General features: G+C 70.9%; 18 protein-coding genes. 8 read left to right on the top strand and 10 right to left on the bottom strand.

Annotated features, from left to right (window positions below; translation table 11 throughout):
• Window positions 1-157: 157 nt before the first annotated feature.
• The 6 genes from ACWD3H_RS05920 to ACWD3H_RS05895 all read right to left on the bottom strand — a co-directional run bounded on the left by ACWD3H_RS05920 (window position 158) and on the right by ACWD3H_RS05895 (window position 8,303).
• The gene (locus tag ACWD3H_RS05920) at window positions 158-736 is read right to left on the bottom strand and encodes a GNAT family N-acetyltransferase (RefSeq protein ID WP_451954191.1); all 579 of its coding nucleotides are present in this window, start codon (window positions 734-736) and stop codon (window positions 158-160) included.
• 373 nt (window positions 737-1,109) lie between these two features.
• Window positions 1,110-3,269: a protein kinase domain-containing protein gene (locus tag ACWD3H_RS05915; protein ID WP_451954190.1), complete on the bottom strand. Its 2,160-nt coding sequence runs from the start codon at window positions 3,267-3,269 to the stop codon at window positions 1,110-1,112.
• Window positions 3,270-3,417: 148 nt separating this feature from the next.
• The gene (locus tag ACWD3H_RS05910; protein ID WP_451954385.1) at window positions 3,418-3,552 is read right to left on the bottom strand and encodes a hypothetical protein; all 135 of its coding nucleotides are present in this window, start codon (window positions 3,550-3,552) and stop codon (window positions 3,418-3,420) included.
• 319 nt (window positions 3,553-3,871) lie between these two features.
• Entirely contained in the window at window positions 3,872-4,921 is a 1,050-nt protein-coding gene (locus ACWD3H_RS05905) for a LamG-like jellyroll fold domain-containing protein (protein ID WP_451954189.1), read from the bottom strand.
• Between the two features lie 89 nt (window positions 4,922-5,010).
• A complete protein-coding gene (locus ACWD3H_RS05900; RefSeq protein ID WP_451954188.1) occupies window positions 5,011-6,795 on the bottom strand; it encodes a PQQ-dependent sugar dehydrogenase in 1,785 nt (594 codons plus the stop codon).
• Window positions 6,796-7,244: 449 nt separating this feature from the next.
• Complete coding sequence (locus tag ACWD3H_RS05895; protein WP_355557922.1) at window positions 7,245-8,303, bottom strand: LacI family DNA-binding transcriptional regulator; 1,059 nt, start codon at window positions 8,301-8,303, stop codon at window positions 7,245-7,247.
• A 155-nt stretch (window positions 8,304-8,458) separates the two neighbouring features.
• On the opposite strand from ACWD3H_RS05895, the gene ACWD3H_RS05890 reads away from it, so the two are divergent.
• From ACWD3H_RS05890 to ACWD3H_RS05865, 6 genes are read left to right on the top strand one after another with little or no spacing between them, the layout of a single operon-like run.
• Window positions 8,459-9,652 (top strand): amino acid ABC transporter substrate-binding protein, encoded by a 1,194-nt coding sequence (locus ACWD3H_RS05890; RefSeq protein ID WP_355557925.1) that lies wholly within the window; start codon window positions 8,459-8,461, stop codon window positions 9,650-9,652.
• A 4-nt stretch (window positions 9,653-9,656) separates the two neighbouring features.
• Window positions 9,657-10,544, top strand: a complete 888-nt coding sequence (locus ACWD3H_RS05885; RefSeq protein WP_451954187.1) for a branched-chain amino acid ABC transporter permease — start codon at window positions 9,657-9,659, stop codon at window positions 10,542-10,544.
• A complete protein-coding gene (locus ACWD3H_RS05880) occupies window positions 10,528-11,547 on the top strand; it encodes a branched-chain amino acid ABC transporter permease (RefSeq protein WP_451954186.1) in 1,020 nt (339 codons plus the stop codon). Before ACWD3H_RS05885 ends, ACWD3H_RS05880 begins: the two co-directional genes overlap by 17 nt.
• A complete protein-coding gene (locus tag ACWD3H_RS05875) occupies window positions 11,544-12,278 on the top strand; it encodes an ABC transporter ATP-binding protein (protein ID WP_350916896.1) in 735 nt (244 codons plus the stop codon). The genes ACWD3H_RS05880 and ACWD3H_RS05875 overlap by 4 nt, the downstream gene beginning before the upstream one ends.
• A gap of 10 nt (window positions 12,279-12,288) precedes the next feature.
• Entirely contained in the window at window positions 12,289-13,236 is a 948-nt protein-coding gene (locus ACWD3H_RS05870; RefSeq protein WP_451954384.1) for an ABC transporter ATP-binding protein, read from the top strand.
• The gene (locus tag ACWD3H_RS05865; RefSeq protein WP_451954185.1) at window positions 13,233-14,435 is read left to right on the top strand and encodes a hypothetical protein; all 1,203 of its coding nucleotides are present in this window, start codon (window positions 13,233-13,235) and stop codon (window positions 14,433-14,435) included. Before ACWD3H_RS05870 ends, ACWD3H_RS05865 begins: the two co-directional genes overlap by 4 nt.
• Window positions 14,436-14,524: 89 nt before the next feature.
• Here the strand turns inward: ACWD3H_RS05865 and ACWD3H_RS05860 are convergent, their stop codons facing one another.
• Entirely contained in the window at window positions 14,525-15,070 is a 546-nt protein-coding gene (locus ACWD3H_RS05860; protein ID WP_451954184.1) for a MarR family winged helix-turn-helix transcriptional regulator, read from the bottom strand.
• A 119-nt stretch (window positions 15,071-15,189) separates the two neighbouring features.
• Here ACWD3H_RS05860 and ACWD3H_RS05855 point away from each other — a divergent pair, with 119 nt between their 5' ends.
• Window positions 15,190-16,776 (top strand): LLM class flavin-dependent oxidoreductase, encoded by a 1,587-nt coding sequence (locus ACWD3H_RS05855; protein ID WP_451954183.1) that lies wholly within the window; start codon window positions 15,190-15,192, stop codon window positions 16,774-16,776.
• Window positions 16,777-16,947: 171 nt separating this feature from the next.
• On the opposite strand, the gene cydB is transcribed toward ACWD3H_RS05855, so the two are convergent.
• The 3 genes from cydB to ACWD3H_RS05840 all read right to left on the bottom strand — a co-directional run bounded on the left by cydB (window position 16,948) and on the right by ACWD3H_RS05840 (window position 20,692).
• The gene (cydB, locus tag ACWD3H_RS05850; RefSeq protein ID WP_350929428.1) at window positions 16,948-17,889 is read right to left on the bottom strand and encodes a cytochrome d ubiquinol oxidase subunit II; all 942 of its coding nucleotides are present in this window, start codon (window positions 17,887-17,889) and stop codon (window positions 16,948-16,950) included.
• A gap of 11 nt (window positions 17,890-17,900) precedes the next feature.
• A complete protein-coding gene (locus tag ACWD3H_RS05845; RefSeq protein WP_355557945.1) occupies window positions 17,901-19,325 on the bottom strand; it encodes a cytochrome ubiquinol oxidase subunit I in 1,425 nt (474 codons plus the stop codon).
• Between the two features lie 464 nt (window positions 19,326-19,789).
• On the bottom strand, window positions 19,790-20,692 hold the full coding sequence (locus ACWD3H_RS05840) for a polysaccharide deacetylase family protein (protein WP_451954182.1): 903 nt from the start codon (window positions 20,690-20,692) through the stop codon (window positions 19,790-19,792).
• A 261-nt stretch (window positions 20,693-20,953) separates the two neighbouring features.
• Here ACWD3H_RS05840 and ACWD3H_RS05835 point away from each other — a divergent pair, with 261 nt between their 5' ends.
• On the top strand, window positions 20,954-22,021 hold the full coding sequence (locus ACWD3H_RS05835; RefSeq protein ID WP_451954181.1) for a fatty acid desaturase family protein: 1,068 nt from the start codon (window positions 20,954-20,956) through the stop codon (window positions 22,019-22,021).
• The last annotated feature ends 102 nt before the right edge of the window (window positions 22,022-22,123 follow it).

Below are 22,123 nucleotides of genomic sequence, written 5' to 3'. Positions count from 1 at the left end.
CGGGTGGGGTGACCACCGGTAATGGCGATCGTCTTTCCCCCTCGGCACGAGACCCGGGTTCTCGCCGGTGCGAGACCCACTCCGGATATCGCTTCCAACCTCCGCTTCGCTACCTGTCACAGCTGACGAAACCCGCGAAGTGCGGAGCGGCGCCGTTCTACCGGACGGCCGGCGCCTGCCGATGCCGTCTCCACTCGGCCCGGGTGAGTTCATACTCGACTTCGCCATGCTCGGAGCCCTCGATCGCCTCCGGCCAGTCCCCGGTGAAGCTCCGGACGAATGACAGACCGGCTTTTTCCATCACGCGGCGGGATCGCGTGTTGACGGCCATGGTGTTCGCGGTCACCCGCTCCACCCCGAGATCCGTGAATCCCTTGCGGATCAGGGCTCGCGATCCCTCCGTGGCATGGCCGGCGCCCCAGGCGGCCTTGTTCAGCCGGTAGCCGAGTTCGACCACCACGGGACTGTGGTCGGCCAGGGGCCGGAATTCGAACCAGCCCAGAAAGATCCCGGTGGCCTTCTCCTCCGCGGCCCAGTAGCCGCGGGTGCCGAAGCACGGGTGGTCATGGAGGAGCCGCGGCAGGGTCCGTGCCTGGATCACCTCGCGGCTCGTCGGCCGGCCGCCGTTGATGAAGCGCATGACGTCGGGGTCATTGTCCAGTGCGAGCAGGTGGTCGGCGTCGGCCTCGGTGAACGCGCGGAGCACGAGCCGGTCGGTCTCCAGGAAGACATGCATGCCGTAATCCTCACCACCGGCAACCGGGTCCGCCACCGGATATCGGGTCGGGGAGAGGGCGGTTCGTCCGAGGGCGGAGGAGGCGTCGGTTCCCGCCCGACCATTCCCAGGAGACCGCAGGGCTGCCCCGCGGTCTCCTGGGAATGGTCGGGCGGGAGGAGTATTTCCGTTCCGTGAGATCGCTGCCCGAGCGGTGATGCTCGGCGCGCGTGGGTCAGGTCAGGAGCGCGCGGGCCTCGGCCGGCAGGTCGCACTGCTCGCGCCGGTCACCGCCCGCGAAGCACAGGACCGTGTGACGCGCCCCGGCGTCACGGTAGGCGGCCAGCCGCTCGGCCTGCGCCGCGCGGCGGGCTGAGCTCTCACCGCCGCATCCTCAGGAGGTACGCAGGCTGCCGACGTCGTACAGCAGCACGTCGTTACCTGCGGCCACCGCCAGGACGGACCCGTTGGCGCTGAAGGTCACGGTGTGGACCTGGCCGGTCTCCAGGGGTTGCCGGAGCCGCCGCCGGGTGGCGACGTCCCACAGCAGGACGCCGTCCTTGTCGGTCCCGGCGGCGAGAACGGTCCCGTCGGGGCTGCACGCCATGCTGTTGATCGTCGAACCGGCCCCCTTGAACGTCGTTCCCTTCGGTTTGCGGGATGTCACGTCCCAGACCCGCACCACCTTGTCGTACCCCGCGCTCGCCAGGGTCTCGCCGTCGAGGAACACGACGGCGTTGACATCGTCCTTGTGCCCGGTCAACGGTCTGCCGACCGCTCTGGATCCGGAGGTGCGCCACAGCCGTACGGTGTCGTCCCACCCGGCGGTGGCCAGCAGGCGCCCGTCGGGGCTGAACGCCGCATTCCTGACCAGTTCGGTGTGACGTATGGAGGCGCCCGACTGCTTGCGGTCGGAGGTCCGCCAGAGCCGGACCCACTCGTACCCGCTGCCGGTGACGAACTGTTCGCCGTCCGGGCTGAACTCCACGAAGACGGAGCCGATCACGGACTTCGACACGCGACGCCTGGACTCGACGTCCCACACGTGCGTCTCGGTGTCGGTCACCCCGCCGACACTGATCAGGGTCCGGCCGTCCGGGCTCAGCGCCACGCCCTCGACGTAGAACCTGCGGTCGTCGAGTTTCGCGATCATCTTCCCGGTGGGGACCTCCCACAGGCGGACCTTGCCGTCCCAGCACCCGGCGGCCACCAGGCGGCCGTCGGCGGAGACCGCGAGGCCCTGCACCGTGTTGCCGTTCTCGAGCACCAGCGGCCCGTCCGGGCCGGGCGGGATCAGCCCGGACGGGCTCGGGGAGGCCGCCGGCCCGCCCGTGGGCGAGGTCGCCGGGGTGGCCGAGGACGACGGCGGGACGATCGCGGCCTTCGGGCTCGCCCCGGGCGAAGACGTGGCCGAACCGGCCGCCTCCCTCAGGTAGCGGGGAACCAGCACCGCGGCCCCCGCCGCCGCGCAGGTGGCCAGCGCGGCTCCTCCGCCGATCAGGAAGCTCCGGCGGGGTAGCCCCCAGGAGGGTGACGCCGCCGGCCCGCCGGAGGGGCCGGTGGGGAGTGTCATCCGGGGCGGGCCGTCGGCCGGCGGTGTCGGGGGAGGGGCGGTGGGAAGCGGTGCCGTGCCGGATCGCTCCCGGGTGAGCGGCAGGTCCGGAGAGGATGCCGGGTCCGGCGGAGACGGCTGCGCCATCCGCCCCATGGCCGTCGTCAGCAGGTCACCGGTGGGGACCGCCGCCCCGTTACCGGTGATGAGACCAAGCAGGACCTCCTCGGCCGTGGGGCGGTGCTCGGCTGCCTTGGCCAGGCACCGGCCGGAGATCTGCCGCAGGCCGTCCGGCAGGCCGGTGAGGTCGCACTCCTGGTGGAGGATCCGGTACACCAGGGCCGCGAGGGCGACATCATGGCCGAACGGGGTCCTGCCCGTCCCGGCGAACAGGATGGTGCCGGCCCAGCTGAACATGTCGGAGGGCGGGCCCACCGAATCCCCGGAGAGCTGCTCGGGCGACATGTACGGCGGGGTGCCGATCAGGCTGACGGACGTGGTGGCCAGGTCCGTGCTGCGCGCGATGCCGAAGTCGACCACCCGTGGCCCGTCCGGGCCGAGCAGCACGTTGGCGGGTTTGAAATCGCGGTGGACGATCCCCGCGTGGTGGATCGCCGCCAGCGCGGTGGCCGTACCGATCGCGAGCCGTGCCAGGTCACGCGGGTCGAGCGGCCCACGTGAGCCGACCCGCTGCTCCAGCGACTCCCCTTCGATGAACTCGCTCACCACGTACGGCTGATCGTCGGCCGTACCGACGTCCAGGATGCGTGCCGTGCAGAAGTGGGGCACCTGGCGGGCCGCCTCCACCTCGCGGAGGAACCGCTTGTGGGTCTTCGGGTCACCGGCGACGTGGCCGTGCAGGACCTTGACGGCGACCCGCGTCCCCGAAGGGGACTCCCCGAGGTACACGGATCCCTGGCCGCCCTTCCCCAGGCATCCGAGCAGCCGGTACTTCCCCAGCCGGGTCGGTTCGCCCGGACGCAACGGGCGTGGTTCCGACACGTGTGCCTCCCGGCGTCTCGCGACCTTGAGGTCGACGCGGCACGGCGGGGCGGATGGCGGCCGTGTCCGCGGGGCTGCCCGACTCGATCATGCCCCAGGATAGGCGCTTTCGGCGTGGGTTCCGTCCCGCTGTCTCCCCGGCCCGGGATCACGGCCGGCGGTCAGGGCGCCGGAACCCGTCCCGCCGATCAGCGCGTCGATCCCGCGGTCGCCTGCGGTCGCGGTACGGAGTGTCGTCCCCGGAGCCGCCGTAGAGGCGGTCGGCGCCGTCGCCGCCGTGCACGACATCGTTGCCCTCGCCGCCGCAGACGACGTCGTCACCGCCGAGGGCGTGGATGGGGGAGCGCCGACCGTGCCGGTCCACTGGTCGTCGATGCGTAGCCGGTCGGCGTTGTTCACCACGAAGATGCCGTTGTGCGGGTAGATCGTGTTGTCGGCGACCAGCCACACGCACTGCCAGGTGTTGGGCGCCCAGATGCCCGCGGGGCGGGGGCGCGTCGTCGGGCTCCCCGCACCGCGGCACGGTCACGCCGTCCCGGGGGCGTTCCGCGGGTCTCCGCCGCGGCAGGCGGAAAGATCCGTGGAACACACCCGGGGGCCGGTCAGGGGCGGTGCCTGGTGGCCCAGCGATACTGCTGGAAGACCTCCTTGCCGGTCACGGACCGGTCGAGGAACATCAGGCTGTCGAGCCGGCAGTCGCACGGGTTCTGCTCCCGGGTGTTCTGCGGGAAACTACCGCCGATCTTGATGCCCCTGGGGTCCGTCTCCGAGGTGAGGTCCGGCTCCGGCGGCCCCGAGACGCCCCACGGATCGTCCGAGAGCGTGTAGAACCCGTCGAGCGGCCGCCCGTTCTTGTACAGCGCCATGGTGCCCTCGTCGAAGTCGAACGTCGCGGCGAGGAACACCCACTCGTCGAGCGGTAGCACGCTCTGCCAGGCCTCGCTCGCGGCGAACGTCTGGGACCTGCCGCCGTCCACGCGCCTGCCGAGCGCGACCACCCGCAGCTCTCCCGACACGTTGATCACTTCGAGCAGGGCTCGGACGTCGTGCCCCTGGGAGGTGCCGGTGAGGACGCCCGCCAGCCCGACCGCGTTGTACCGGTCGTCCGGGGCCGGCGTGTTGGAGTTGAGGCCCGGGTTCGAGCCGGTCATCTTGAACCACCCCATGATCGTGGTCCCCTTCGCGCCGTTGAAGGCGTTCAGGGTGGGCACCCCGGTCTCCGAGTAGACGCCGGCCTTCCAGTCGTCGTTGCCGACGAGGGCAGGGTTGACCTGCCGCGTCTGCAACGACGACCGGCTCCCCCGATGGGCGCCGTCCGGCACGCGCATCGAGGCGCCGCCGTTGACGAGGTCGATGTCCGTTCCCGAACGGCCCTGGTCCCGCTCCCGCGCGGCGTTCCCGGGAGTGGGGTGCTCGAAGTCGTAGTAGGCGACCAGGTTCCGCTTCAGGCCGGGGAACACGTCCGGCCGGGACTGCTGCGAAGCCGCCGTGCCGGCGGGGGCGGTCTGCGCGCCGGCCCGGGCCTGGGCGGCCGGGACCGTCGTGAGCGACCCGCACAGCACCGCGGCTGCGAGGGCTGTCGAGAGCACACGTGGCCGGCGGTGTTCCCGCGCCGCGGCGTCATGGCTGATGTACGGGTGGCGTTTTCTCAATGTCTTCTCCCTGGTGCGGCGCCGGATCCTGCGGCCGCCGCCGAGGCGGGGAACCCGCCCCGCCGGCGGCCGTGGTCACGCGCGTACGATCAGTCGTCCACCCGGGTGCCGGTGACCTTGAGGCCGCGGAGCCGGCCGATGTTGTCGAACGACCCGAAGCCCACCCTGCCGGAGGTGAACGTGGTGTCGACGGCGGTCATCAGCGGAGACTTCGCGCCGTCGACGTACACGGCGATCTCCCCCGAGTCGGCGCAGTGCTTCACCCGGATCCGGTGCCACTGCGTGTCGGTGACGGCGGGCCTGGCGCCTCTGGAGCGCACCTCGTCCCACTGATCCTCGATCCGCACCCGGTCGGCGTTGTTCACGGCGAAGATCCCGTTGTGCGGGTAGATCGTGTTATCCGTCGACAGGTGGGCGTAGTAGAACTGGGTGTCGCTCTGGTAGCCGAACACGACGATCACATCGCGATTGGTGATCTCGACAGGGGTGTCCAGCCTGACCTCGCCGTCGAACCGGACCGAGCCGAACTTCGGCCCCGCTGAGAGCACCGCGTACTCGAAGGGACGGCGAGGGCCGGGGCGAGACTGGCCGGCCTCGGCCAGGACGATCTCCTTCCCGGGGAACCGCCACTTCGCCGGGGTGACGGGGGCCCAGTCCGCAGCCCGGGTCACGTTGGTCACCCGGGTGCGGCCGGTGTCGCAGCCGGCGAACCACCGCGTGCCGGTGACCTTCCAGATCTTGCCGTTGGCCTTGGACAGGATGTAGAGCTCGCCGGCGGCGTCGCGGCCGAACCGGAAGTCGATCCGGGCGTCGCCCGCCAGGTCCCGCATCGAGACCCGCTTGCCCGTCCGGTCGTAGACCATGAGCTCGTGGATCGGGGCTCGCTCGGCGCCGATGCGCATCTCACGCTCGTCGGTGTAGAAGATGCGGCCGGTGACGATGTCCCCGAAGAGATACTTGCCACGCAGTTCGGGCACCTTGTGGCCGCGGTAGACGAAGCCGCCCGAGATCCCGCGCCCGACGTCGGCGGTGCAGTTCCAGCCCGGCGGCGGGTTGTGGTCGTAGGCGGCCACCGGGTAGGTGTAGCCGTGCTTCTCGTCGTCGGCGGGCAGCGGGCGGAGGCGCTCGCAGGGGTTCGAGGTGGCCTTGTCGAACACGAACGACCCCTCGCGCTCGCTCCATCCGAAGTTGGCGCCCGCGCGGACCTCGTAGACCGACTCCACGCTCTTCTCGCCGATGTGCCCGAGGAACATGCGGTGCCGTCCCGCCGGGTCCCAGCTGAAGCGGTGCGGGTCGCGCATCCCGTAGGCATAGATCTCGCCGAGCGCGCCCGGCCTGCCGACGAACGGGTTGTCGGCAGGGATCCCGTATTTGCCGTTGGCGCTGTTCCCGGCCCGCGGGTCGATCCGGAAGATCTTCCCGTGTGGCAGTGCCAGGTTCTGGGGCTCGTCGTTGCGGACGCCCGTGCCACCGTCGCCCACCGCGACGTAGAGCAGCCCGTAGTCCCTGTTGCCCCGCTTGGCGGTCGGATTGAAGTCGATCTGCTGGATGCCGTGGATCTGGCCCGCGAACCCGAGCCGGAGGATCTCCCGGCGGCTCCCCTGGAAGGTGCCCGCCGACGGGTCGTCCGCCGTCCACTCGGTCACGATGCCGTGGTACAGGGTGCCCGGCTGGGGCGTCAGGTCCGGGGTCTTCGCGGTGGCCGAGGCCAGCTCGGTGTGGACCGTGTAGAACGTGCCGTTCTTCCGGAACTCGGGGTGGAAGGTCGCGAAGCCGAATCCCTGGCCGAGGCCGCGGCCGGAGAAGAACTCGGGGGCGAATGTGGCGCCGACGTCGAGGTAGACGTGTGGCGCGCCGTTTTCCAGCAGGTACATCTTGCCATTTAGGTCAGGCACAAACTTGCGTCCGGACCCATCCGGAATTTCACCGACGTGGTTGATCCGGGCCCAGCGGACCATCCGTGGATCGGTCGGCGCCGGGGTCGGCTCCGACTTGGGGAACGAGGCGAACTCTTCGACGGTCAGCCCCAGCCCGGATGTGATCGGCTCCTCCGGGATCGGATCGGTGATCGGTTCATCGAGTCGCGCGGCCGCCGGTCGTGTGGACGAAGCGGCTGCTTGTGGCACTTGGGGAAGGCCTACGAGGACGGCGACGATTGTCAGCAGGAACCATTTGGACTTCCGCATCCCGCCTACCTAACAGTCGAGGGGGGGCGCTTGGAAAGCGCTTCCCTGAAAGTAGGAGACGATTACGGTTGCGTCAATGACATGTTTCTTCGAGGCTGAAATCGCCCTCGCGGCCGGGCCGGTACGCCGGTGCGGGTTCAGCGGGTGAGGCGGGCCGCCCCGGATCTGGCGGGGGCCGGGCCAGTGGAGGCGCGGACGACCAGCTCGTGGCCGGTGCGCCGGCGCCGGGGGCGGGCGGCGGGAGGCTTGAGGACGAGTTCGAGCGCCTGCCGGCCCATGCCGATCATCGGCAGACGGACTGTGGTCAGGCCCGGGTAGACGTCGGCGGCCACCGGGATGTCGTCGAAGCCCGCGACCGAGACCTCGCCGGGGATCAGGCGGCCGTCGTGCAGCAGCCAGGACAGCGCGCCGACGGCCATCGGGTCGTTGAGCGCGATGACCGCGGTCAGCTCCGGGTGCCCGCGCATCAGCTGCGCGGTCGAAGACGCGCCGCCCTCGCGGGTGAAGTCGCCGTGTACGACGGGGATCGCCTCCCAGCTCAGGCCGTGCGTTTCGGCGGCGCTCCGCAGGCCGGCGAGCCGGTCCTCCACGGTGGTGAGGTTGGCCGGGCCACCGACCACGCCGATGTCGCGGTGGCCGAGGTCCAGCAGGTGGCGCATGACGGTCTCCGCGCCGTTGCGGTTGTCCGGCAGCACCGCGTCGACCGGCAGGTGGTGGCGGCCTATCACCGCCACGCGGCCTCCCGCCGAGCTGAAGGACGCGAGCTCGGCGGCGGTACCGACCTCGGTGCTCGCCTCGACGTATCCCGATCCGGCCAGGACGATCGAGGTGACCCGGTGGGCCCGCAGCGTGCGGATGCGCGCCAGCTCGGCGCTCGGGTCGCGCTCGGTCTGGCTGATCATGGCCATGTAGCCGCGGCTCTCGGTCTCGCGCAGCACGCCCCGGGCGATCTCGGCGAAGTAGGGGTCGCCGACGTCGTGGACGATCAGCCCGATCATGGAGGCCTGCCCGCCGGCGAGGGCTCGGGCGTGGCTGTTGGGGACGTAGCCGACCTGGGCCGCCACGGCCTGGACGTGTGCCGCGAGCGCGGAGCTGACTCCGCTGCTCCCGGTCATCGCGCGGGAGGCCGTCGCCAGCGAGACCCCTGCGGCTCGTGCGACGTCCACCAGACGCGGAATGGCTGTGCGCTCTTCCATTCGCGAGATTACCCCCTTGTCACGTCGCTGTAATGCGTGCCATGGTAACCGAAAGCGCTTACGAAAGCGCTTACGAAGGCGAAACCGACCCACGCTCTGGAGGGTTCGACATGGTAAGGGCTCCCCTCGCCCTCAGAAGCCTTGCCTTGGTAGCGATGTGCACTCTAGGCCTTTCCGCCTGCGGCGGCATCGGCGATGAGCCGACCGCCGAGAGCGGTGGCACCGGTCCGGTCAAGGTCGGCATCTCCCTGCCGCTGACCGGCGATTTCTCCGAACCGGGCAAGGGTGTGCGGGAGGGGTACGAGGTCTGGGCCGACCAGGTCAACGCGGCAGGCGGCCTCCTCGGCCGGAAGGTCGAGCTGATCTTCCGGGACGACGCCTCCGACCCCAACCGTGTCGTCTCCGACTACGAGTCGCTCATCACCCAGGACAAGGTCAACCTGGTGTTCGGCCCGTTCTCGACCCGCCTGGTGATCCCCGCCGCAGAGGTCGCCGAGTCCTACAACATGCTGTTCGTCGAGCCCGCGGGCGCCGCCAAGGAGGTCTTCGAGCAGGGGTTCAAGAACCTGTTCTACGCCGCCCCGGCCATCGCCGGCGACCACTACAACTACCTGGCCGAATACATCCTGGCGCTCCCGGCGGACAAGCGGCCCAAGACCGCGGCGTACGCCTCCCTGGACGACCCGTTCGCCCAGGGCACCGCCTACGGCCTGCGCGACAAGCTCGCCGCGGCCGGCATCAAGACCGTGGCCGACGAGGTCTACCCGCCGGAGACCACCGACTTCGCCCCCATCGCCGCCCGGATCGCCAACGCCAAGCCGGACATCGTGGTCGGCGGCACCCAGTTCGAGGACTCCGTCGGCCTGGTCCGCGCCCTGCAGGAACTCGGCGCCCAGCCCAAGCTCGCGGCCTTCTCCACCGGCCCCACCCTGCAGGAGTTCCCCGAGGCGGTCGGCGGCGCGGTCGAGGGCATCCTGTCGCCCGTGGGCTGGTCGCTCACCTCCGGCTTCCCCGGCAACGACGCCTTCGTCAAGCGCTACAAGGAGATGTTCAAGGGCGAGGCCAACGAGGACGCGGCCAACGGCTACACCGTCGGCCAGATCGTGGAGGCCGCCGTCAAGGCGGTCGGCTGCGTCGACCCGACCGAGGAGTGCCAGACGAAGCTCGCGGACCACATCCGCGAGGGCACGTTCGACACCATCGTCGGCCCGCTCTCCTTCGACGACAAGGGCCGCCCCGAGGCCGCGCACATGATCCAGCAGTACGTGGACGGCAAGGTCCAGATCGTGCTGCCCGAGGGCTCCAAGGCGCAGACCACCAAGCTGGTCTTCCCCAAGAAGGACTGGTGACCTGATGCCGTCAGGCTCCCTCCTGCTGCAGGGACTCGTCCTGGGCGTGCTGACCGGCGGCCTGTACGCCCTGCTCTCCTCGGGCCTGTCACTGTACTTCGGCGTCATGCGCGTGGTGATGGTCGCCCACCCGGCGTTCCTCATCGTCGCCGCCTACCTCACTTACACGCTCAACGTCCGCCTCGGGCTCGACCCGCTGCTCACCATCCCGCTCACCGTCCCGCTGTTCTTCGCGGCGGGCGTGGCGATCCAGCGGCTGCTGATCTCCAGGCTCGCCTCCGACACGATGGCGATGATGTCGGTGCTGCTCACCTTCGGCATGGCTCTGATCATCGAGGGCGTGCTCGGCACCGTCTACACCGGCTCCTACCGGTCGATCAGCATGGACTACGCCACCAAGTCGCTGTCGCTCGGCGCGGTCCGCCTACCGTACGACCGCATCATCGCCTTCGGCGTCGCCGCGCTCACCCTCGGCCTGCTCTTCGTGGTGCTGCGGATGACCCGCTTCGGGCAGTCCCTGCGCGCGACCATCCAGCACCCGCAGGCCGCCCGGCTGGTGGGCATCAAGACCGACAGGGTCACCGGATACGGCTTCGGGGTGGGCCTGGCCACCGCGGCGGCCGGCGGCGCTGTGCTCGCCCTGATAACCCCGTTCTTCCCGGCCGCGCACTGGGCCTGGATCGGCAAGCTGATGGCGATCATCGTCGTCGGTGGCCTGGGCAGCGTGCAGGGGGCCGCCGCCGCCGCGCTCATGCTCGGCGTCATCGAGAGCCTGGTGCTGGTCACCGTCGACGCGACCTGGGCCACGATGATGTTCTACGTCTTCCTCTTCCTGACCCTCGTCGTGCGTCCCCAGGGATTCTTCGGAGGCCGCCTTGCGCAACGGTTCTAAGACGAAGGCCGGGCTCGTCGCGCTCGGGGCGCTCCTCGCCCTGGCCTACCCGTGGCTGGCGCCCAACACCTATCTCCTCTACGCGGGCGTGCTCACCGTGATGTACGCGGTGATGGCCACCTCGTGGAACCTGCTTGGCGGGTTCACCGGATACGTCTCCCTCGGCCACTCGGCGTTCTTCGGGCTCGGTGCGTACGGCACCGGCCTGCTGATCACCCGGGCCGAGTGGAACTGGATCCTCGCGCTGCTCGCCTCGGCCGTCGCGGTCGCGCTCTTCGCCGTGCTGGTCGGTATCGCCGCGGTCCGGGTGCGCGGGGCCTCCTTCGTGATCGTCTCCATCGCCCTGGTCTCCATGATGAACCTGCTGGTCCAGGGCTGGCGGTCGCTGACCGGCGGCTCCACCGGCCTGCGGGTGCCCACGCCGTTCCGCGAGCTCAACCGCGGCGAGGCGCACCTGGTGTTCTTCTACCTCTTCCTGGCCCTGCTCGCGCTGGCCCTGCTGACCTGGTGGTTCGTCGATCGCTCCCGGTTCGGCAGCGGCCTGCGGGCCATCCGCGAGGACGAGGACAAGGCCGAGTCGCTCGGCGTGCCGACGGTCGCGTTCAAGGTCGCCGCCTACGCGCTGTCGGCGCTGTTCGTGGCCCTGGCCGGCGGCCTGTACGCCGTCTGGTTCCGCAGCCTCGACCCGATCTTCGTCTTCTCCATCCTGATCGGCTCCTACATGGTGCTGATGAGCCTGCTCGGTGGGGTCCGCTATCTGTTCGGCCCGCTGCTCGGCGCGCTCATCGTGGCCCCGGCCGGGGAGTACTTCCTGGTCGCGCTCGGCGAGTCGCAGATCCATCTGACCGCGACCGGCCTGGTGCTGGTGCTCGTGGTCCTGTTCATGCCCGAGGGGATCATCCCGGCCGCCGCGAAGCTGCTGCGCCGGAGACGGCCCCCGGAGGCGTCGATCCGCGAGGAGACCGCCGCACAGCGGGCGGAGTTGCAGGAGGCGGCCCGATGAGCACGTCGCTGCGCACCGAGGGCCTGACCAAGGCGTTCGGCGGCGTGACCGCGGTGAACGGCGCGACGGTCGAGCTGGTGCACGGCAAGATCAACGGATTGATCGGGCCGAACGGTTCCGGCAAGACGACCTTCTTCAACCTGGTCACCGGGATGATCCGGCCCGACTCCGGGCGGACCCTCTACGGGGACAGGGAGATCACCCGCTACTCGCCGCACCGCATCGCGCACGCCGGGCTGGGCCGCACCTTCCAGCTCTGCCGGGTCTTCCCCCGGATGACCGTGCTGGAGAACATGCTGGTGGCGGTGCGCCGCACCCGGCTGCGCGAGCTGCTGGCCGGCAGCCACGACCGGGGAGAGGTCGAGCGGGCCCGCCACTGGCTGCGCCGGGTCGGTATCGACCACCTGGAGCACGCCGAGGCGCGCAACCTCTCCTACGGGCAGCAGAAGCTGCTGGAGCTCGCGGCCGTCTTCATGGGCGACCCCGAGCTGGTGCTGCTCGACGAGCCCGCCGGAGGGGTCAACCCGGCGCTGATCGAGCGGATCGTCACCCTCGTCCGCGAGCTCAACCGGGAGGGACGGACGTTCCTCGTCGTCGAGCACAACATGGACATGGTCATGGGGATGTGCGACCACGTGATCGTCTTCGACCGCGGCGCCCCCATCGCCGCGGGCCCGCCGGCGGTCGTGCAGAACGACCCCCGAGTGCTGGAGGCCTACCTCGGTGTCTGACGTGTCTGAAATGCCGGCTCCGCCGGGGACCGTTCTCGAACTGCGCGACGTCCAGGCCGGGTACGGCAGGGCGGCGCTGGTGCTGCGCGGGCTGTCGGTCACGGTCCACACGGGTGAGGTGGTCTGCCTGGTCGGGCCGAACGGCGCGGGCAAGTCGACGGTGCTCAAGGTGGCCAGCGGGCTACTCGTCCCGCGCTCGGGCTCGGTGCTGCTCGGCGGCCGGGACGTCACCGGCGCCTCGCCGCAGGACCTCCTGGGCAAGGGGATGGCCCACGTGCTCCAGGGGCACAGCGTGTTCCGCGAGATGACGGTCGAGGAGAACGTGCGCCTGGGCGGCTACACCGTCCGGGACAAGGCCTGGATCAAGCGGCGCATCGAGGCGGTCAAGGAGATCTTCCCGGTGGTCGGCGAGCGCTGGACGAGCATCGCCGGCCTGCTCTCCGGCGGCCAGCAGAAGCAGGTGGAGTTCGCCCGCGCGCTCATGCTGGAGCCCAAGGTGATCCTGCTGGACGAGCCGTCCATGGGCCTGGACCCCAAGACGACCTCGACCGTCTTCGAGCAGATCGACCTGATGCGCCAGACCGGGGTCGCGGTCCTGCTGGTCGAGCAGAACGCCCGCCGCGCCCTGGAGATGGCCGACATCGGCTGCGTGCTGGACCTGGGTCGGGTGCACATCTCGGGACCGGCCAGGGAACTGGTCGAGGACCCCCGCCTGGGAGCCCTCTACCTCGGCGGCAGCGCCGCCAGGAAGGCGCAGGTCCCGGACGGGCCGCCCGACCGCGCGGGCACGGCGCCCGCCGCGGCGGAGGGCGCGGCAGGGAGATCCGGCGGCGCGGGCTCCGGAGCCGGCGGTACAGGCGAGGCATCCGCCGGAGCGTCGGGCGCAACCGGGAGGCCGGAAGGCGCAACCGGGAGGCCGGAAGGGACGCCGGTCGAGGCCGACAGCACTCCGGCGTGACGTCGTCCTCCCGGCCGGCGTCCTCCCCGGGCCGGGCCGGCCGCCGCTGGACCGGGGCGGCCGGGGCGTGGCTCGGGCTGGGCGCCGCACCGGCGACGCTCACCATGGGGGCGGCGATGGCCGACCGCCACGGCGGGGCGGTGCCGATCGTCGCCGTCCTGCTCGGCGCTGCGCTCATGGCCGCGCTCCTGTACGGCCAGGGCATGCTGGGCCTGGGCTCGTCCCGCGCCGAGGGCGGCACGCTGACGGATGTCGCGCCCACCTACCTCTCCCCGGCCGCCCGCACCGCGGTGGGCGTCCTGCTCACCCTGGCCATGATCGGCTGGAACGGTTTCAACGTGGGGCTGGGCGGCGCCTCGCTCGGCACCGTGACCTCCCTGCCGGGACCGGTGGGCGCGGTGCTGCTGGCCGCCGCCGTCCTGGCCGCCTCCTACGCCTCCGGCCGGCTGGGCAACCGGATCGCGGTCGTCACCACGCTGGCGGCGCTCGCGCTGGTCGCCGTGTGCGTGGTCAGGCTGAGCCCGCCCGTGCTGCCGGTCACCGCCGACGTCCGCGGCATCCTGCCGGACGTGGCGGTCCTGGTCGGGTACGTCGCCGTCTTCGCGCTGCGGGCACCGGACTTCAGCCACGGCCTCGCCGGGCGGCGGGACCTGCTGGTGTGCGTGGCGCTGCTGGTGGTCCCCGCGTCGCTGGCGACCCTGGCCGGCGCCGGGGTGTGGCTGCGCACCGGATCGCCCGACGTGGTCGCGACGCTGGCGGGCACCGGTGACATCGCGGCGTTCGGCAACCTCTTCGTCACCGCGGCGGTCTTCGCCCCCAGCCTGACCACCACCTACTCCGGCGCTCTGGCGATCAGGTCGGTCAGGCCCGGCCTCTCCAGGACCGCGGCCATGCTGACCGTCGCCGTCCCCGGCACGCTGCTGGCCGTCCTCCGGTTCGACCTCTATCTCCTGCCCTGGCTCTCGGCGCTGGCCGCCGCCCTGCCCCCGCTCGTCGTCCCGATGGCCGCCGAGGCCTGGCACCGCCGCCGGGGCGGCACACCCCGCATGATCCCCGTCTGGACGTGGGGCCCGGCCGGTGTCACGGCCACCGCCCTGGCCCTCCTCGGCGTCCCCGCCGCCTCCGTCGCCGGCCTCGCCCTGGCTCTCGCCGCCACTGCGCTCAATACCTTCGGGCGCAGGCCCGCGGCGTTTTCCTGACACGGTGCGCGTTCCGGTCGGAACGCCCGTCAAAGATGCCGTACTCAGGCCTCGTTGAGGTCAGCCTCGGCGTAGGTGGAGGCCTGGGTTCAGCGGCGGGGGGCGCGGCGTGGTTTGGCGGGGGTGGTGTCGGGGGCCAGTTCGGTGACGAGCCGGCAGGTGTCGTGCACCGGGTCCAGGGTGTTGGCCTGGATGGCCAGCTTCCTCAGCAGCTCGCGGAAGACGGAGCGGTCCGCCGGGTCCAGCGGTGCCAGGACATGCTCCTCGGCGTGTTCGAGCCGGGTCTGGGTGTCGGCCCAGGTCGCCCTGCCCCGCTCGGTGGCGACGATGCGTTTGTTGCGCCGGTCGGCGGGGTCCGGCCGACGCTCGACCAGGCCGGCCTGCTCCAGGTCGTCGAGCAGGTAGGTCATGACCGTCTTGTCGACGCCGAGGCGCTGCGCCAGCGCTCCCTGGCCGCCGGGGAGCTCCTGGGCGGCCGCGGTGAGCACCTGGTAGCCCCTGGGCCCGCCGGGCAGGTGGCTGACCAGCGCGTTCGCCGTCCTGACGTAGGCGCGGAAGACCACCCCGAGGGTCCAGCCCAGGTCGCTGTCCAGGGCGTCCGAGGTCTCCATGCCGGGACGTTGGGTTGCGGGCATGTCGCCAGATTATCAGTACTAAAGGTGAAAAAGACCTTCTGTTTGACAATCTATCTGTTTTAAATACGATCTGTCGTGCCATGGTGCCGCACATCCGACATGACGTTCCAAGGAGAGACATGGCCGACTATGGGCACGAGCTGCTGTTCGGAACCTTCCTGACCCCGGTCGCCGAGCAGGCTCAGCGGGTCGTCGCGCTCGCCCAGCTCACCGAGCAGGTCGGCCTGGATCTGGTGACCGTGCAGGACCATCCGTACCAGGCGCGGTTCCTCGACACCTGGACGCTGCTGTCGGTCATCGCGGCGAGCACCTCGACGGTGCGGGTGTCGCCGAACGTGGCGAACCTGCCGCTGCGCCCGCCGGCGGTGCTGGCCCGCAGCGTCGCGACCCTGGACATCCTCAGCGGCGGCCGGGTCGAGCTCGGGCTCGGGGCGGGTGCCTTCTGGGACGCCATCGCCGCCGTCGGCGGCCCCCGGCTGAACGCGGCGCAGGGGGTCGACGCCCTCAAGGAGGGCATCGAGGTCATCCGGGCCGTCTGGGCGACCGGCGGCGGATCCGTACGGGTCGACGGTAGGTATCACCGCGTCTGGGGAGCCCACCCCGGCCCGGCGCCCGCCCACGACGTCGGCATCTGGCTGGGGGCCTACAAGAGGCGGATGCTCGACCTGACCGGGCGGCTCGCGGACGGCTGGCTGCCCAGCAGCGCCTACGCCGCCCTGGACGCGCTCCCGGCGATGAACGCCGCCATCGACGAGGCCGCGGTCGACGCGGGACGCTCACCCGGTGACGTCCGGCGCCTGTACAACATCTCCGGCGCCTTCACCGGCTCGGGACGCGACTTCCTCCAGGGACCGGCGCAGGTCTGGGCCGAGCAACTCGCCGAGCTCACCCTCACCCAGGGGATGAGCGCCTACATCCTGGCGAGCGACGACCCCGACGACATCCGGCGCTTCGCCGCCGAGGTCGTTCCCGGCGTCCGCGAACTCGTCGAGGCCGAGCGCGGCGGTTCGGGGCCGTCCGCCGCCGACCGGTCCGGGGCCGCCGACGCCGAGGTACGCGGTACGTCGGCGGCCGTCGTCCCGCCCGCCCAGGTCAGGGGCGCGGTTCCCGCCCTGGGAGTCACGCCCACCCCGGACGACGGCGTCCGGCTCGCCGACGTCCAGGTCTGGGACGAGAGCACCCGTCCGACAGGTCCTGATCCCGACCCGGATCGCACCTACACCGCCCGGCAGCGGGCGGCCGGACAGCACCTCGTCGACATCCACGACCACCTTCGCAAGGAGCTCACCGAGATTCGCGGGCTCGTCGACCAGGTCACCACCGGTGCCATGGATCCCGGTGCCGCACGCTCGCACATCAACACGATGACGATGCGCCAGAACAACTGGACGGTCGGCACGTACTGCGAGTCCTACTGCCGCGTCGTCACGACCCACCACACCCTGGAGGACCAGAGCCTCTTCCCGCACCTGCGCCGTTCGGACCCCAGGCTCACGCCCGTCGTCGACCGCCTCCAGCAGGAGCACCACGCCATCCACGAGGTCCTCGAAGGCGTCGACCGGGCGCTGGTCGCCTTCGTCGGCCGGCCGGACGGTCACAAGGAACTGCGGGCGGCCATGGACCTGCTCACCGACACGCTCCTGTCCCACCTGTCGTACGAGGAGAGGGAACTGGTCGAGCCGCTCGCCAGGCTCGGCCTGCACTGAACGCCACGCGCGGGTTCGGGGTAGGGCTCTCCCGGCGACCGGCGACCGGCGACCGGCGACCGGCGACCGGCGACCGGCGACCGGCGACCGGCGACCGGCGACCGGCGACCGGCGACCGGCGACCGGCGGTGAAGCGGGAAGCCTGACCCGTGAGAGGCGGGCCAGGGTGTCTCAGGACACCTCGGCGACCAGGCGCTTGCGGAAGACCCAGTACGACCACGCCTGGTAGCCGAGCACGAACGGCAGCGCGATCAGGCCGATCCAGGTGAGCATGCCCAGCGTGTACGGGCCGGAGGCGGCCTCGGCGACGGTGAGGCCGGGGAGCGGGGCGGGCCACAGGGCACCGAACAGGGCGCCGCCGCCCAGCGCGATGGACGAGGCGGTGGCGGCGAACGCCCAGCCGTCCCGGCCGCGCCAGGTCAGCGCGATTCCCGCGGCCAGGGCCGCCATCGAGGCGAGCGCGCCCGCCCAGAGCCACGGGGCCGCCGACCAGCCGGCGGCCACCGCGTCCGTGGCGGGGATGTTCGGCAGTGCCACCACCGCGGCGGGCAGCGCCACCGCGGCGGCGATCATCGCGGCACGCCGGGCACGGGAGCGCACCGGTCCCGAGGTCTTGAGCGCGACGAACACCGCACCGTGCAGCACGCACAGCGAGAGGGAGAGCACCCCGCCGACCAGCGCGGCCGCCGCGCTGTTCCGCAGCAGGTCGGCGAAGACGGCGCCCCACAGGAACGCGGGGAGCGCGCTGCCGACCAGCACGCTCAGGTCGCACCAGGCGCGGTCGGAGGCGTGCTGGACCTTGCCGCGCCACTCCAGGCCGATGCCGCGCACGATCAGTCCGACGAGGATCAGCGTGATCGGCAGGTAGAACTCGCTGAGCAGCCCGGCGTACCAGGCGGGGAAGGCGGCGAACATGGCGCCGACCGCGGTGATCAGCCAGACCTCGTTGCCGTCCCAGACCGGGCCGATCGTGCCCAGGACCTGCTTGCGCTCGGCCTCGTTCCTGGCCAGCGCCGGTGCCAGCATGCCCACGCCGAAGTCGAAACCCTCCAGCACGAAGTAGCCGATCCACAGGAACGCGATGAGTACGAACCAGAAGGTGGTGAGTTCCATGATGGTCGCCTTCAGTACATCAGGGTCGGCTGGAGCCGGACGTCCGCGGTCTGGTCGTCGCGCGAGGGCGGGGTGAGGGGCACGGCGGGCACGGCGGGTTCGGGGCCTGCCTTGACGTGGCGGATGATCAGTACGGCCTCGGCCACCGCGAACACGCCGTAGACCAGGGTGAAGACCGCAAGTGAGATGGCCACCTCGGTGAGGCTCACGCCGGGCGACACGCTCGCCGCGGTGAGCAGCTCACCCTGGACGGTCCACGGCTGGCGGCCGATCTCGGAGAGCAGCCAGCCCGAGATCATCGCGATGGTCGGCAGCGGCAGCGCCAGCAGGGCGGCCCTGGCGAACCAGGCCGGGATCTCCTGCTGCGGGTGCTTGCCGCCGCGGCGCCTTCGGGTCAGCCAGAGGCCGAGAATCGACAGGCCCACCGTGGCCATCCCGAAGACGATCATCACGCGGAAGGACCAGAAGACCACCGGCAGGTTGGGCAGGTAGTCGGCCGGGCCGAACTGCTCGGTGAACCGGGCCTGTATGTCCGCCGTGCCCTGGACGACCGCGTTCGGGTCGTTGGTGGACAGGAAGCTGAGCAGTTTGGGGATCTCCACCCCCGGCACCGGGGAGAACGCCGCGCCGGCCGTGTCGTGGGTGAGCCCCTCGGCGGCGGCCAGCTTCATCGGCTGCTGCTCGTACAGCAGCTTGGCGGACATGTCCCCGCTGACCGCGACCACCGCGCCGGCGATCGCCGTCATGGCCAGCGCGGCCCGGATCGGGGTCCGCCAGATGCTCGGGGTGTTCCGCCGCGCCGTGGCGGCGCGCCGCTCCTTCAGGACCTGGTAGCCGCAGATCGCCAGCACGAAACCGCCCCCGACCACGAAGGCCGCCCCCACCACGTGGGGCACCTGCGCGAGGGCGGCGGAGTTGGTGAGCACCGCCCACAGGTCGGTCATCCGGGCCTTGCCGTCGATTACCTCGTAGCCGACAGGGTGCTTCATCCAGGCGTTGGCGGCGAGGATGAAGTAGGCGGACACGGTGGAGCCGATGACCGCGATCCAGATGGTGGCCAGGTGAACGCGTTTGGGGAGCTTGTCCCAGCCGAAGATCCACAGACCGATGAAGGTCGACTCCAGGAAGAACGCGAGCAGTGCCTCCAGCGCCAGCGGGGCGCCGAAGACGTCACCGACGAAGATCGAGTACTCGCTCCAGTTCATGCCGAACTGGAACTCCTGCACGATGCCGGTCACCACGCCCATCGCGAAGTTGATCAGGAAGATCTTCCCGAAGAACTTCGTCAGCCGCAGGTAGTGCTCCTTGCCCGTGCGGTGCCAGGCGGTCTGCAGGCCGGCCACGAAGACGCCGAGGCCGATGGTCAGGGGTACGAACAGAAAGTGGTACACGGTGGTCACCCCGAACTGCCACCGGGCCAGGTCTAGTGCGTCCATCTTCCCTTCGCGTTCCCCTCGCGGGCCTGTTGCTCTACGGCTCGTAGTTCTATCCTTAGTAGTACTACAAGCTGTAGAGCAACAGGAGGGTGGGGCGCCGCGAGCTGGTGCGATCTTTGTCACATGGTCCGGTGCGAGACCGCACTTCTCGGCCGGACCGAGACCGTCCTTCGGCTCGCGGCGCCGGCTCCTCCTGCCGCGGGGAATGTCTCCACGCATGTCCCGTCACATGGACGCATCCCCGCCGCCCGCCATCCCCCCGGAGGCGTGACTCCATGGTGGGGCGGGAGGCACCCCCGGGGCGTCCACCTCCGGAGTGATTTCGAGGTACGCCGCGCGGGCGACACCGCGAGCCTCCCGCGCCGGATTCAGGGCCCTCAGCACCGTGTCCGGCGACTCCCGGTCGCCGGTGACGGCCGCGGCGGGACGGTGACCGGAAATCCGGTCGAGGTTCCCGGTCGGTGCTAGCGGGTCGCCGCCTTCGAGGTCGCCGCCTTCAGGTACGCGTCGAGGTTGCCGAGCTCGAACCCCCGGCGCCTGATCTTGGCGACGAGGATCTCGAAGTCACGGGCGAGGTTCGGACGGAAGTGCAGCAGCAGCACATCGCCGGGGCGGAGCTTCTTGTCGGGCACCTGGTAGGCGATCTTCCCGCCTGGCTGCACGGTCGCGGTCCAGAGCAGGAGTGCGTCGATGCCGCAGGCCTTGGCGGCCCTGCGGGTCAGAGTGTTGTGGTTGCCGAACGGAGGGCGGAACAGGGTGGGCGCGGTGCCGGTGTGCCTGCGGATCAGTGTGGAGGTGCCGCAGATCTCGGCCTTCTGTCCCTCGTAGCCGAGCGCGGGCAGGTTCGGGTGGGTCAGCGTGTGGTTCTCGATCGTCGCCCCCGCGTCGCGCAGGTCGCGTACGTACCTCCACTTGCCCGCGCCCAGGAACCTGCCGCCCTGGGCGGTCGGATCGGTCGCGCCCCTGGCCTCCACGGCGTCGCGGGTGACGAAGGCCGCCACGGGGATCCGCTGGTCACGGACCTGTGCCACGAAGCCGGGATCCTGCTCCCAGCCGTCGTCGATGGTCAGGAAGACGACCTTCCGCCTGGTGGGGATGGAACTGATCACCGGAGGCAGGCCGTCAGCGGGACGGGGGATCACGCCCACCTCGCCCGGCCTGGGCATCGCACCCGGCGGCCCTGCCGGGGTCTTCGCAGCCCGGCCGTCCCCGCCGGCGGGGGCCTTCCCCGCACCGGAGGAGGCACCCGGCGCGGCGGCGGCGCCCTCGCCGGCCCCGCCGTCCAGGCCGGTGGCGCACCCGGCGCTCACCGCCAGGGCCGTCGCCATCGCCGCCGCTCTTATCGTCCAGTGCGTCCCCGATGCCATGGGCGACCATCCTGCCAGCAGCCGGGAGTCTGTTCGATCATGCCGCGCGAGGGCGATTCAAATGGCTATGTTGTTGTAATTCCTTGATCGCAGCATTTGGCGGGGTAGGGTCAGCACTACCACGAGTAGGGGTGGGAGCGGGGGTTTGCGAGCGCGGCGAGCACGCAATCCTGGGAAAGTCATCATGCTCGGTTGACGTAGATATATGGCGTCGCCGGTTGACGTAATCATTCGAGTGATCCGGCCCATCTGAGGAGAACCGTGACCAACTCCACCGCGATCGACGACGCGGATCCCCCCGCCCCCCTTGAAAGCGTGGAACGGGGTAGTGATTTCGCCCGCCTGTCGCGCCGGATCGTCCAGGCGGGGCTGCTGGACCGGCGCCCCGGTTACTACGCCGTACGGCTCGGCCTGGTGGCGGCCTCCTTCGTCGGCGGCTGGGCCGTCTTCTTCGCCGTCGGCGACTCGTGGTACCAGCTGCTGGTCGCCGTCTTCCTCGCGGTGGTGTTCGCGCAGATCGGGCTGGTCGCCCACGACCTGGCCCACCGCCAGGTCTTCCGCTCCCGCCGCTCCAGCGAGCTCGCCGGGCTGGTGGCCGGAAACCTCGCCATCGGCATGAGCTACGGCTGGTGGATGGACAAGCACACCCGCCACCACGCCAACCCCAACCACGAGGACCACGACCCCGACGTCGCCCCCGACTTCCTGATCTGGTCGCACGAGCAGGCCGCCGAGAGCAGGGGGTTGCCCAGGCTCCTGGGCCGCCGGCAGGCGTTCCTGTTCTTCCCGCTGCTCACGCTCGAGGGGTTCAACCTGCACGTGTCCAGCGTCCGGGCCCTGATGCGCCCGACGACCAGGAACCGGGCCGCGGAGGCGTCGCTGCTGGCCGTGCACGCCGTCCTGTACCTGGGCGCGCTGTTCACCGTGCTGTCGCCGGGCAAGGCCGTGGTCTTCCTGCTGCTGCACCAGGCGATCTTCGGCATCTACCTGGGCTGCACCTTCGCGCCCAACCACAAGGGGATGCCGATGCTCAGGGGCGAGGAGAAGCTCGACTTCCTCCGGCGCCAGGTGCTGACCTCGCGCAACGTGCGCGGCGGCAGGGTCCTCGACACCGTGCTCGGCGGGCTCAACTACCAGATCGAGCACCACCTCTTCCCCAGCATGCCGATGCCCAACCTGCGCCGCGCCCAGCCGATCGTCCGGGCCTACTGCGAGGAACTGGGTGTCGACTACCTGGAGTCCGGGATCGTCAGCTCGTACGCACAGGCGCTGCGCCACCTGCACGACGTGGGCGCGTCCCTGCGAGCCGGAAGCCCCGCGCCCGGCTGACCCCGGCAGGTCTCGTGCGTCAGAGCGGCAGCACTGACAACGAAGGGTCGTGCCGGCGGGCAGATGTTGCTGTTATCCGCCCGCCCCGAAATTGCCTAGGGT

It is taken from the genome of Streptosporangium sp. NPDC002607 (assembly GCF_053592655.1).
The sequence above is the reverse complement of the archived record's forward strand: the minus strand, read 5'-3'. Positions and strand labels throughout refer to the sequence as shown.

Excerpts from the sequence above, each read along its gene's own strand:
- ACWD3H_RS05920 (WP_451954191.1), bottom strand. The coding sequence starts at position 736 with ATGCATGTCTTCCTGGAGACCGACCGGCTCGTGCTCCGCGCGTTCACC.
- ACWD3H_RS05900 (WP_451954188.1), bottom strand. The coding sequence starts at position 6,795 with ATGTACCTGCTGGAAAACGGCGCGCCACACGTCTACCTCGACGTCGGC.
- ACWD3H_RS05895 (WP_355557922.1), bottom strand. The coding sequence starts at position 8,303 with ATGGAAGAGCGCACAGCCATTCCGCGTCTGGTGGACGTCGCACGAGCC.
- ACWD3H_RS05890 (WP_355557925.1), top strand. The coding sequence starts at position 8,459 with ATGTGCACTCTAGGCCTTTCCGCCTGCGGCGGCATCGGCGATGAGCCG.
- ACWD3H_RS05885 (WP_451954187.1), top strand. The coding sequence starts at position 9,657 with ATGCCGTCAGGCTCCCTCCTGCTGCAGGGACTCGTCCTGGGCGTGCTG.
- ACWD3H_RS05875 (WP_350916896.1), top strand. The coding sequence starts at position 11,544 with ATGAGCACGTCGCTGCGCACCGAGGGCCTGACCAAGGCGTTCGGCGGC.
- ACWD3H_RS05870 (WP_451954384.1), top strand. The coding sequence starts at position 12,289 with ATGCCGGCTCCGCCGGGGACCGTTCTCGAACTGCGCGACGTCCAGGCC.
- ACWD3H_RS05860 (WP_451954184.1), bottom strand. The coding sequence starts at position 15,070 with ATGCCCGCAACCCAACGTCCCGGCATGGAGACCTCGGACGCCCTGGAC.
- ACWD3H_RS05855 (WP_451954183.1), top strand. The coding sequence starts at position 15,190 with ATGGCCGACTATGGGCACGAGCTGCTGTTCGGAACCTTCCTGACCCCG.
- cydB (WP_350929428.1), bottom strand. The coding sequence starts at position 17,889 with ATGGAACTCACCACCTTCTGGTTCGTACTCATCGCGTTCCTGTGGATC.
- ACWD3H_RS05845 (WP_355557945.1), bottom strand. The coding sequence starts at position 19,325 with ATGGACGCACTAGACCTGGCCCGGTGGCAGTTCGGGGTGACCACCGTG.
- ACWD3H_RS05840 (WP_451954182.1), bottom strand. The coding sequence starts at position 20,692 with ATGGCATCGGGGACGCACTGGACGATAAGAGCGGCGGCGATGGCGACG.